Below are 12,093 nucleotides of genomic sequence, written 5' to 3'. Positions count from 1 at the left end.
GGACTTTTGGATGACAACAATTACAGAAACCTTTGCGTTGAACAATGGTCTAGAGATGCCCAAGGTTGGTTTTGGGACGTGGCAAACGAAGCCGGGTCAAGAAACCTATGAAGCGGTTAGTCGCGCATTAACAGCTGGCTATCGATTTATTGATACGGCGAAGGCTTATCGCAATGAAGCGAGCGTTGGTGAGGCAATTCGTGACAGTGATGTCGCCCGAGAAGACCTCTTTATTCAGACAAAATTACCCGCTGAATCCAAGACTTATGATGAAACGTTAGCCGATTTCGAAAGTAGCTTAGCTGCGTTAGACTTAGACTATGTTGATTCTTACATTATTCATGCGCCGTGGCCGTGGGCCCAAATGGGTTCCAACCATGATGCTGAAAATCGTGAGGTTTGGCGTGCGATGCAGACGATTTATCAGAGCGGTCGAGCTAAAGCAATTGGGGTGTCTAACTTTAATTCCCATGACCTCAACAATTTGCTGACCTGGGATGGCTTAACGGTTAAGCCCGCTGTTGATCAAATTCAATACTATGTCGGTTACACTCAGGCCTCAATTGTCGATACAGCAACGGCAAATGAGATTGTCGTTCAAGCTTATTCACCCTTGGCAACGGGTGGTTTGGTGGATAGTCCAGAGCTAGAACGGGTAGCTGGTAACTATGGGGTCTCGATTCCACAATTAGCGTTACGGTTTGTCATTCAAAATGGGGTGGCACCACTCCCTAAGGCCCGGTCAATGGCTCATGTACAAGCTAATGCGCAGTTGGACTTTACGATTAATGAACAGGATATGGCGTTCTTAAATCGCCTGACTGATAATAACGGTTGGCATCCAGTCGGTGATTAACTAAGATTGCCTAAATTTTAAGCAAACCGCATAAAGTGATAAAAAAAGACCCCCCGCAGTTACTGGGCATCATCGCCAGTAACTGCGGGGGGTCTTCGTTTATTAAGCACCACTGATAGTGGTCGTGAGCTTAGATCGATTTAACAAGACGGAGCTTGCCACGACGGATAAGGAGCTAAACGCCATTGCTAGACCAGCCAGTTCAGGACTGAGTGATAAGCCAATCGCGAAGAAGACACCTGCCGCCACGGGAATACCAAGGACGTTATAGATGAAGGCCCAGAAGAGGTTTAGTTTAATACGACTAAACGTTTTTTGGCTCAACGCCAAGGCCTTATCGACGTCACGTAAGTCGTTTTTGACTAAGACAATGCCACCAGAATCAATGGCAATATCTGTGCCGGACCCCATTGCAATACCGACGTCGGCTGTCGTCAGTGCTGGCGCATCGTTGATACCATCACCGACAAAGGCCACTTTGCCATCATGTTGGAATTGCTTAATCTGGGCGGCCTTATCGCCTGGTAAGACATCGGCAATCACTTCATCAATCCCAATTTGTTGCGCGACAGCCTGGGCTACCCGTTGATTATCTCCTGTTAGCATGACGGTTCTTAGACCACGTGCACGTAAGGCTGCAATGGCCTCTTTTGAGGTTGGTTTAGGGGCATCTTGAATGGCGATCAACCCGATAATGCGGTCATCCAGACCCACAAATACCACAGTTTTGGCCTCGTTTTGCAGTCGGGTTTCCTGTTGTTGTAACTGCTTGTTAAAGGTCAGATCGCCTAAGAGTTTCTGGTTACCCACGACTCCTTGTTGACCACTAATGGTTGCGGCAACTCCCTTACCCTCAATCGCAGTGAAGTTCTCAACCGGAAGCGTGGAGATGTTGTCAGCTTTAGCCTTAGCTAAAATTGCTGCTGCCAATGGGTGTTCTGATGAGTCCTCTAGACTAGCAGCAATTCGAAGGACCTGCTTTGAATCCCCAATGATATCGGTGACTTGGGGCTTGCCGACAGTGAGTGTGCCTGTCTTGTCAAAAACAACGGTCTGAACGTCGTTAACGGCTTCCAGAACCTCCCCATTTTTGATAAGAATCCCCATTTTAGCGCCGCGTCCTGTGCCAACCATTAAGGCCGTGGGCGTCGCTAAACCCAGCGCACATGGGCAGGCAATAACGACAACGGAGACTGCAAAGATCAGTGCATTAGCGAGGCTGGCATTCAACAGAACGTACCAGGCGAGGAACGTAGCAATTGCCAGAATCAAGACAACCGGCACAAAGATGTCGGAGACCTTATCCGTTAATTTTTGGATGGGGGCGTGACTATTTTGGGCCTTTTTTACCAGGTCGACAATTTGCGATAGTAGGGTTTGATCCCCAATTTTATCTGCCTTAAACCAGAAGGTACCGGTGTTGTTTAGTGTCGAGTCGATGACAGGATCGGATACCGTTTTGGTAACGGGCATACTTTCCCCCGTCACCATTGATTCGTCAACGCTGGAGCTGCCCTTAACGATCGTCCCATCAACCGGGATCTTTTGGCCGGGTTTCACGCGAATGGTGTCACCTAATTTGACAGCAGCGAGGGGCACCTTGACAAAGTGATCGCCACGGCGTACCTCAGCGTCTTTGGCTTGCAAGTTAACCAGTTTTTCAACGGCATTAGAGGCATTGTGCCGCATTTTTTCCTCAAAGACTTGTCCGAGAAGAACAAACGTTGTGACAAAAGCAGCACTTTCAAAAAAGACGGCTTGGTGGGTCACCATCGCATAGATACTGTAAAAGTAGGCCGTTGCCGTTCCAATAGCGACTAGTGTATCCATGTTAGCGTGGTGCTTGGTGAACGAGGCCCAAGCGCTTTGAATAAAGGGGCCGGCCGATAGTAGCATGATGACAGTGGTTAACCCAAGTTGGGTCCAAGCCCCGCCTGGCAGCATCCAGCCGAATGGCATTAAAATCATACCAGCCAACATCGGCAAGGAGAAGATGAGTGAAATCCAAAAACGGTTAGTGATTGACAACCGTGGCCAACTCCTTTTTATTTGATCGTTAAGTTACCGTGGAACATATCCATACCACAAGCCCATTGAAAGTTACCAGGCTTACTAGTATCAATGTGAATGACTTCCTTTTGATGACGTGGAAGTTCTTGGTTAATGCCAAAATCGGCGAAGATGACGTGGTCCAAACAACTGGACGCGTCTTGACGAACAAAACTTAGCGTCGCCGGGATACCTTGTTTGAGCACGATATTTTCGGGCGAGTAGCCACCATTGACTTCAATATCGATATTTTGGGTTTGCCCATGGGTGGCGGCAGTGACGGTAGTGGCGTGGTGGGGACCAAAGAACCACCAAAGAATAAAACCAATAATTAAGAGACCAACAATGAGTACAGTTAGTTTGAGCATGATAAACCAGTCCTTTCAGTCTAGATAAGTATGAGGAAGACGATAAGTGACACTAAAAATGGCGGTAATCACCTAATGACTTAATTCGGTCGAATCGCTAAACGACTAAACCAAGTTTCTTGTTTACAAATGTAATCCTAATCAACGAAATTAGTATATCGCCATCGTTTACATCTGTCAACGATAAAAATCTGAAGCCAGGTGGCTGATTGGTTACTTATCTTCAGTGCAGGGGTAATTAAAAAGCGATCCGTTCAGCTTCAATACCTGCTGAATGGATCGCGACGATCTATTATTATTTATGACTGAACTTAACCCCGAAACATAAAGATCCCCCGAATGATTTCCGCACCAATTAACACGATCATTGCTGACCAAGTCACTAACGTTACTATGCTCCCCATGGAAAAGACCTCCTTGTGTATGGTTTAACTACCTCTATTGTACGCTGAACCGCATCATGTCACAATAGGTACCGCTTACATTTTTATGCTGAAATAACCAGCGGCTACCAAAAAACCCCGAACAATCGTCGGGGTCATTAGGAAGCTTATGAATGATGAACGTTAATCAACGTCGCAAAGGTGGCCGTACTGATCCCCGGTGTTACGCGTAGCCGGGATAGATTATAGCGACCTTCATGTAAGCTTGCCAAGCCTTCTTGCGTTGTTAACGCCAGTTGATACCCTGCCGGTTTAGCTAATTTATGAGTAGCCGCGTTGGCGCGACCGGCGGGGTAACATAAGAGGGTGGTCGTTTGGTGGAGGTGCTGATCCAGCCATGATTTGGAGTTAATTATTTCCGTTCGTTGCTGGGCCGTTGTTAAGGCATTGAGGTCGAGGTGATGAACGGTGTGGCTACCAAAATCAACTAGGCCGGTTGCTTTCATCTGTTTAAGTTGGGCCAATGACAGATGATTGGTTTTGTGGGTGAAGCTAGTGATGACATTGATGGTCGCGTGAAAATGATCCTTTTTCAGGGTTGCCATAATTTTTGTATTGTCTTTATACGCATCATCTAAGGTTAGCCAGACGACTTTCTTTTGCGGAATGGTATTGGTCTTTAAAGCCCGAATTGCTTCGGTCGCAGTGAGGGTGCGGTAGTGATGCTGTTTTAAATACGTTAGTTCTTGAACGAACTGTTGCTTGGGCACGCGTAAATTATTGCCGCTAGAGATACTGTGATACATCAGAATTGGTAACTGAAGTGGTCGTTTAAGTTTGATCCACGGTTTAGTCGTGGCAACGTGAGTTGTTTTAACGTGACTGGTTTGTGTAACCGGACGATGGGCAGTTGCTGGTGTCACTTGATGGGTAGATCGTTGACGAAGTCCAACCCCCACGATGATGGCAATGATGAGTACCAAACAACCACCTAAATACCCGAATTTTTTTTGCATGATAGTGTCCCCCAATAATTTCATTATAAGGGGATCACTTTCAAAAAGGAAAATTAATCGGCACGTTGGGCCAATCGACGATAATAATCGATCGAATCCGGTGGCAGATGCAGGGCGGCAATGACCTCCTGATCAGTTTTTTGGGGGTTACGCCGAAGATAGTTAATTAAATAACCTTGGTATAAAACGGTGGGACTCAAAGAAAAGCCAATAATCGCTTCATCTGGTCGTAAATACTTATGCAAACCAGGTAGCGTTAAATGGGGATCGGCCGCTGCGCGTTGTTTCAAAAACCAATCGGGGCACTGGAACCGTTGTTGTAAGGGAATAATGAAGGCCTGAAATCGCTTGAGAAACTGACGGGCAGCTGGCGACCAGTTAGTAGGCTGTAGTTGAGCGGTCATGCCGGGCTTTAAGAAAGCCTGTTCCGGATAGCCTTGGGCAATTAATAAGAGGGTCAATCGGGTGTATACGTGGAGGCGTTCATCACGCAAAAAGGTTTCAAGGTTGTCGACCCATTGATAATTAATTGGTTGAGCGGGTTGCTTGGGTTTGCTTTTAAGGTCCAGTGTGGGCAAATAAGGGGTCCATTGATGAGAAAAAAGAAATTTGAAGTAGACGTTGAGATGGGAAAGAATCTTATTGTAAGTTTGATTTTTAATTTGACGAGCCGTTACCAACATACTTAAATACTGCTGGACGTCGGTTGTTTGCAGCTGATTGACTTGATGGGTACGTTGATAAGTTGGATTGAAGTTTTCTAAGTAGTGGAAAAAGTCCTTTAATGTTGCCGTGTACTCATCATGAGTGGCCGTAGCCATGTCACGCTGGTCGAGTAGACGATCAAAGGCATCCTGATAGGGATAGTCGACAGACATTGGTTTACCTCACTTTCAAGCATGTTTAGCCTGATTATAGCAAATCTAAGACAGTAGTTAAAAATGAAAAACTGACCGCTAGCCCTCACTGATGAGAGCAGCGGTCAGTCTGTTGTTTTTTACTATGCTTGGCTCACCGTACTTGCAGCGGCCCGCACGCGTTCACGGAGTTTTTCTTTAGCCGGATCGTTGAGAAAGGCACCGTCGATAGCATTGAGGGTCAACTGCTCCAGTAAAGACCAGTTAAGACCGAATTCATCGTGCATTCGCATGATTTCACTGGTGAGCGTGACATCAGAAACGGTGCGATCATCCGTATTTAAGGTGACTTTTAATCCGGCACTGAGAAATTCAGCTAGCGGAAAGGCGGCATAATCGGCAACCGCTTTAGTTTGGACATTACTGGTGGGACACATTTCAATGGTGGCACCAGCTCGTTTGGCTTGGTTGATCGTTGCCGGGAAACCGCTCATGTGAACGCCATGTCCAATTCGTCGCGCACCGAGCGTTAGTGAGACCGCCACATTGTCCACGGGACCGGCTTCTCCAGCATGAAGGGTAAATGGCAGGCCAGTGGCTAACCCAGCCTTCACTGCGGGTGCCAAGTCAATGGCGGGATGGTTGGCTTCATCGCCAGCAAAGTCTAGGCCAACAACGCCTTGGTCGGCAAAATCGGCTGCCGTCTTAAAGACCGCGATACAGTCCGCTAGGGGTTGATCGCGCATGGCACAAACGATTGCGTTGACTGGGATGCCGAATTCTCGAGTACCAGCATGCAAACCATCGAGTGTGGCGGCGATGGCTTCTTTAACGGTTAAACCTTGTGCGGTAAAAATTGCTGGGGCAAAGCGAGCCTCTAAGTAAATAAGTCCATCTTCGGCCGCGGTCTGAACCATATCGTAACCAGCAATTCGCAATTGTTCAGGCGTTTGCATCAGGTCAGTAACCACTTGGAATCGCTGCAAGTAATCAATCAGGCTAGTCGTTTCTAGCGGGGCCGTGACCAATTGGCGGAGGTCGGCGTCATCGGCTGGTAGGGGGCTGTTCGTTACGGCCGCCATTTGCCGGATTGCTGAAAGTGAGATGGAACCATCAAGGTGGCAGTGTAACTCCACCTTGGGATAATGGCGGACATTTTCTGGGGTAAAGGGCTTAACGTTAGACATTACTGAACTCCTCCTTCGATTAAACACTTGTCCCTAGTATATCATGAAAGCGGTTAACCGCCAGCTAGGATCGATAATTTGTCGGGATTTAAGGCTGACCTCGTTGTTTCCCATTCTAAAGTTAAGCAATTGACCAAACTAACCGAATTGGGCGATTATGACTGAACAAGTGAATAACGCCGAATTGTTGGAAGTGAGCCTAACCGACTGGCAAATTTTACAATTTATAAAGATAGTGGAAAATCGTTGTTTCACTTGACTAAACATTATATGATGGGAGTACTTAATAGAAATTTGATTTGTAGCCGTGATTTATGATAGAAAAATCATGAGGTGCTACAAGATTGGTTGTTAGTCTGGTTATGAACACACTAAAATAAATAACGCGGCTTAAAAATTGGCGAACGACCATTTGGGGGAGTGTCACCAAAAGCTTAGTAATCGGTTTGGTGGAAAAAGGAGTAATGGATATGGAACAATCTTACACGCGACTAACGCGGGAAGCAGTCCGGCGTCAGCATGCGGGCAAGCGGCGTTATATTACGGGATTTGACGGCATTCGTACGTTGGCAGTCTTAGGGGTTATTATCTATCATTTAGCGCCGTCAACACTTCAAGGGGGGTACTTAGGTGTTCCGATTTTCTTCGTGGTTTCGGGCTATCTGATTACATATTTACTGATTCAAGAGTGGGATAAGACCCAAGGCATCAATATTCTTGGCTTCTACGGCAGACGGCTAAAACGACTTTACCCGGCACTGGTCACCATGTTACTGGGGACCACGGCCTACATTACGCTATTTCAGCGGAGTCTGTTGTTAAATATTCGTGGTACGGTGCTGACAAATCTCATTTATGGGTACAATTGGTTTGAGATTAAGCACGGACAATCCTACTTCGATCGGTTTAGTGGGGAGTCGCCATTCACACATTTATGGTCACTGTCGATTGAAGGACAATTTTATCTCGTTTGGCCCTTTGTGGTACTGGGCTTGCTCTTATTCTTACGTAAGCGACTACGAGCAGCCGCTATTTTATTGGGCGTAGCCATTCTGTCGGCCGTGTTGATGGCCATTCTATACGATCCGGCCAATACGAACCGGGTTTATTATGGTACTGATACGCGGATGTTTGCGATTTTGATTGGCACGGCGATGGCCTTCTTGTGGCCGGCTCACAAGCTCAATCCGCAAGTGACTTCCGCCCACCGATTAATTTTGGATATTGCCGGTGGCTTGTCACTGCTCATGCTGATCTGGATGTTCTTCAATATGAGCGGCCAAGCAGCCAGCACTTATCGTGGTGGGATGTTCTGGTTTACGTTATTGTCAGGAATTCTAGTGGCAACGGTAGCGCATCCCGGCAGTGATTTGAATCGCGTGTTGACGAATCCGGTCTTCAGCTATATTGGGCAGCGAAGCTACGGCATTTACTTGTATCAATTTCCCGTTATGATTTTTTATGAGGCCCGGGTTAATATTGGTAATCACCCGTTACTAAATTCGCTGATTGAGCTGGCCTTGATTATGTTGGTCACGGAGTTGAGTTACCGGTTAATTGAGAATCCAATGCGCCATTACCATTATGGGCAACTTACGCAGGATGTGGTGCAGTATTTCCATCAACCTAGTCGCCATCGTTGGGCGAGCGGATTAGGGGTGGTTGCTGCCTTACTGTTTAGTTTATCGGCTGTGGGTTTCGTTCAACAACCAGCTAGCGCACAACCGACAGCGTTACAAAAGACGATTACGGCAAGACAAGCAGCGGCTAAGAAAAAGAATGCCGCGGCGGCCAAGAAACAACGTGCTTTGGCAAAAGCGGCCTCGCAACGAAAGCATGATAAGGCTGCGGCTTTAGCGAAGTTATCCAAAGCGGATAAAAAGATTGCGAAAACGTACTTCTTATCGGTTGATGAACTACGAATTAGCAAACAGACACCGTTAACGGCGGTCGGCGATTCCGTGTTGCTGGACGACTCTGGTGACTTGCAACAAGTCTTTCCGGGGGCGGTTGTAGATGGGGCCGTTGGTCGGCAAGCTGATGCGGTTCCGGGAGTCATTCACAGCCTTGCTCAGCGGGGTGAACTAGCCAAGAATGTCTTAGTGAATATTGGGACTAATGGTTATGTGACGCCTCAGCAGGCTGATGATATTGTGCACGCAATTGGTACCGATCACCAAATCTTCTGGGTGACGGCGCACGTCCCAACCCGTGAATGGCAAGATTCAGTAAATAACCGAATTGCAAAAACGGCGGCTAAGTATAAAAATGTCCACGTTATTGATTGGTACACAACTGCGAAGACACATAGTAGTTGGTTTGTGAGTGATCATGTTCACCCGAATAATCAGGGTAATCGTTACTTTACATCACTAATTGCCAAAGCGATTGCTAAGGAAACGAAAGCGTGAGATTAAAAGCGTAAGTGCTAAGATATTTAGCATCTACGCTTTTTTAGTGGGCGCACTCATTTGGGGAAGTCAAGGTTTGTTGCCTGAATTTACTAGTGGATCAGTGTTTTTGCACATTCAGGACGACTTTCGAGTAGTCAAGTCGGTTGTCCGAGGAGAGATGTGCTATGATATCTGTGAATTCAGAGATGGGTTCGGACATATAATCTACGGGGGGTAATTGTTATGATGAAGAAAGTTGCAATGATTGCTGCAGCGGCAGCCATGGTATTACCATTAGGTGTAGGGGCGATTGCACCAACTAACGGGAGCGCAACAGCTTTAGCAGCGACAAAGACCGCGGCTAAGAAAACCACATTAACGTTGGTTAGCTCAAAGAGTATGAAAAAAGCGGCTTTCCACGTTAAGAGTGGCAGTCCAGCACTGTATAGTGCCGCATTCGCTGCAGATAAAGCTAAAGTAACTATGGCGAAGAAAGGCTCATTGACTGGGCAAAAGACGTACTACGCAACGAAGAAGATTGTGGTTAAGACCAAGGCAGCTAAGACAGCCAAGGCTAAGAATGTAACGTATGTTTACGTGAAGACATCCAATGGCAAGACCAAGGGCTGGGTTGCTTTGTCTAAGTTGACCAAGGGAATCTTTAAGGCAGCTGACGGTAAGAAAGTTACCAAGAAAGCTGCAGATAAGGTTGCTGGCAAGACCTACACATTGGTTAGCGCAACAAGTCTTAAGAAATCAGCTTTCCACTACAAGGGTAACGGTAGCGTGGCTTTCTTTACCGGCAAGTTTGCTGCAGACAAGGCTAAGGTAACCTTGACGAAGAAGGGGACTTTAGCTGGTGGCAAGACTTACTACGCAACTAAGAAGATCACGGTTAAAGAAAACAAGAAGAACGTGAACTACCTGTACGTTTCTAGCAAAGGTTGGGTTGTGGCTTCACAATTAACGGCCGGCAAGTTCGTACCTGCAGACTAAATTAAAATGTGAGTTATTTGAAAACGGCTGCCAAGTGGTGGCCGTTTTTTGCGTGGAGGAGGGGGCAATTAAGCAGTGCAAATAGTTACAACATGACCTGTTGTAATCCCCGCCAGATTAAGGATTCTTAATGTTTTGTGGTGTCCGAAGTAACCGCTTTACAATCTTTGACAAAGCACGCATAATGGGTGTGTAAAATGCAGTCAAGAATCTACGGAGGTGTTTTTTGATGGTAAAGACAAAAGCAGTAATGATTGGTGCGGGTTTAGCAAACATGGCCGCAGCAGTTTATCTGATTCAAGAAGGCCATTGGCGTGGCGATCAGATTACTTTTTATGGCATCGATATGCACGGGTCCAATGATGGTGGGGAAGCACACGACTTCACGGATGAATACTGGAATAAGAATCATCCATTAGATAACCAGACCGGGTATGTGGCTCGGGGTGGTCGGATGTTAAACTACCGGACCTACGTTGATTTAATGGACTTACTGGACCGGATCCCGTCAACCACGGAGCCAGGAATGACAGCGGCCGAAGATACGCGTGACTTTGATGCACATCACCGGACGTTCGATAAAGCCCGTTTACTCCAAGGGGGTAAGGGGATCATTGATGGTGGCAAGCTGGGTCTGAACAATAAGGATCGGGTGCTGTTATCCAAGCTGGTTTTGATGCCAGATGACGAAGAAACAAAGTTGGATAATGTCACGATCGCCGAATACTTTAAGGACGACCCGCACATGTTCCAGACTAACTTTTGGTATATGTGGGAAACGACTTTCGCCTTTCGGGTAGAAAGTTCAGCGCAGGAACTGCGCCGTTACATGCACCAAATGATTTATGAATTTACGCAAATTGAACATTTAGTCGGAGTTAACCGGACGCGGTACAATCAGTTCGAAAGCATGATGCTACCACTGATTAATTACCTGAAAGGTCAAGGTGTCACCTTTATTGGTAACCGGATTGTCACTGATTGGGAATTTGCCGATAGTCCGATGCAAGATGAGATTACAGTTACCGGGATTCACGTGAAGAATACCACGGATGACACCGAAGAATTGGTACTAATTGACGATGACACCGCCGTTATCTTCACAAACGGGTCCATTACGGATTCCACTAGCATGGGGGATTACAACACTCCGGCTGTGGAAAATATGGAATACGGGATTAGTGCCGCACTGTGGAAGAAAGCCACGGAACGTTTCTATAATCTAGGCACGCCAGATAAGTTCTTTAACGACCGGAAGAATTCCGAATGGACCAGCTTTACGCTGACCACTAAGAATCACTTGTTGTTAAACGAAATTACACGGATCACCACACAGATGCCTGGGAATGCCCTGAATTCCTTCCTGTCTACGACGCCAATCACTAAGCTGGGGCAAAAGGATGTTAATATGTCGATTGTGGTGCACCATCAACCACATTTCACGACGCAAAAGCCTAATGAAACAGTTATTTGGGGATACTTCCTTTACCCACGACGGACTGGAGAGTTTGTCCACAAACAGTACATTAAGATGACTGGGAAAGAAATGGCACAAGAGTTGATTGGTCAATTGTCTAAAGTTGACCCAGGACCTGATAATATTAAGCACAAGGAAGCAGAAATTTTAGACAGTATTATTAATAATATTCCAGTGCACATGCCATATGCCTCGGCCTTATTTAATAATCGGGCTAAGACCGATCGGCCGGAAGTGATTCCAGCACACTCGACCAATCTTGCCTTTACGGGTGAGTTTGCAGAACAACCGTATCAGATGATTTTCACGGAGCAAAGTGCGGTTCGTTCAGGTGAAATTGCTGCCTATCACTTTGCGGGTATTTCCATGGATCATTTGGTCAAGACGCCGCGTTATGATAAAGATCCGAAGACGTTGTTGAAGGCCACGCGCCGGATGTTTAGCTAAACGCTAGACTAGCGAGTTGCGGTCAAAAAAAATAGGACCTCCCTAGAATCTGTCTGATTCTGGG

General features: G+C 46.6%; 9 protein-coding genes. 4 read left to right on the top strand and 5 right to left on the bottom strand.

Annotated features, from left to right (window positions below; translation table 11 throughout):
* Positions 1–10 precede the first annotated feature (10 nt).
* The gene (locus ACP4IT_RS01460) at positions 11–856 is read left to right on the top strand and encodes an aldo/keto reductase (protein ID WP_011667066.1); all 846 of its coding nucleotides are present in this window, start codon (positions 11–13) and stop codon (positions 854–856) included.
* A gap of 102 nt (positions 857–958) precedes the next feature.
* On the opposite strand, the gene ACP4IT_RS01455 is transcribed toward ACP4IT_RS01460, so the two are convergent.
* The 5 genes from ACP4IT_RS01455 to add all read right to left on the bottom strand — a co-directional run bounded on the left by ACP4IT_RS01455 (position 959) and on the right by add (position 6,716).
* Positions 959–2,884, bottom strand: a complete 1,926-nt coding sequence (locus ACP4IT_RS01455) for a copper-translocating P-type ATPase (protein WP_139560000.1) — start codon at positions 2,882–2,884, stop codon at positions 959–961.
* A 17-nt stretch (positions 2,885–2,901) separates the two neighbouring features.
* Positions 2,902–3,273 carry a cupredoxin domain-containing protein gene (locus tag ACP4IT_RS01450; protein ID WP_047021510.1) on the bottom strand — a complete coding sequence of 124 codons (372 nt, stop codon included), beginning with the start codon at positions 3,271–3,273 and terminating at the stop codon, positions 2,902–2,904.
* A gap of 550 nt (positions 3,274–3,823) precedes the next feature.
* Positions 3,824–4,672 (bottom strand): polysaccharide deacetylase family protein, encoded by an 849-nt coding sequence (locus tag ACP4IT_RS01445; RefSeq protein WP_011667070.1) that lies wholly within the window; start codon positions 4,670–4,672, stop codon positions 3,824–3,826.
* A 53-nt stretch (positions 4,673–4,725) separates the two neighbouring features.
* Positions 4,726–5,550 carry a phage integrase N-terminal SAM-like domain-containing protein gene (locus ACP4IT_RS01440; protein WP_011667071.1) on the bottom strand — a complete coding sequence of 275 codons (825 nt, stop codon included), beginning with the start codon at positions 5,548–5,550 and terminating at the stop codon, positions 4,726–4,728.
* Between the two features lie 122 nt (positions 5,551–5,672).
* A complete protein-coding gene (add, locus tag ACP4IT_RS01435; protein WP_082265122.1) occupies positions 5,673–6,716 on the bottom strand; it encodes an adenosine deaminase in 1,044 nt (347 codons plus the stop codon).
* Positions 6,717–7,186: 470 nt separating this feature from the next.
* On the opposite strand from add, the gene ACP4IT_RS01430 reads away from it, so the two are divergent.
* From ACP4IT_RS01430 to ACP4IT_RS01420, 3 genes are all read left to right on the top strand, one after another.
* Positions 7,187–9,127 (top strand): acyltransferase family protein, encoded by a 1,941-nt coding sequence (locus ACP4IT_RS01430; RefSeq protein ID WP_011667073.1) that lies wholly within the window; start codon positions 7,187–7,189, stop codon positions 9,125–9,127.
* 225 nt (positions 9,128–9,352) lie between these two features.
* A complete protein-coding gene (locus ACP4IT_RS01425) occupies positions 9,353–10,105 on the top strand; it encodes a hypothetical protein (protein WP_011667074.1) in 753 nt (250 codons plus the stop codon).
* A gap of 229 nt (positions 10,106–10,334) precedes the next feature.
* Positions 10,335–12,029 (top strand): oleate hydratase, encoded by a 1,695-nt coding sequence (locus tag ACP4IT_RS01420; protein WP_011667075.1) that lies wholly within the window; start codon positions 10,335–10,337, stop codon positions 12,027–12,029.
* Positions 12,030–12,093 lie beyond the last annotated feature (64 nt).

The organism is Levilactobacillus sp. LN180102 (assembly GCF_050106635.1).
In the GTDB taxonomy this organism is placed as follows: domain Bacteria; phylum Bacillota; class Bacilli; order Lactobacillales; family Lactobacillaceae; genus Levilactobacillus; species Levilactobacillus brevis.
The sequence above is the reverse complement of the archived record's forward strand: the minus strand, read 5'-3'. Positions and strand labels throughout refer to the sequence as shown.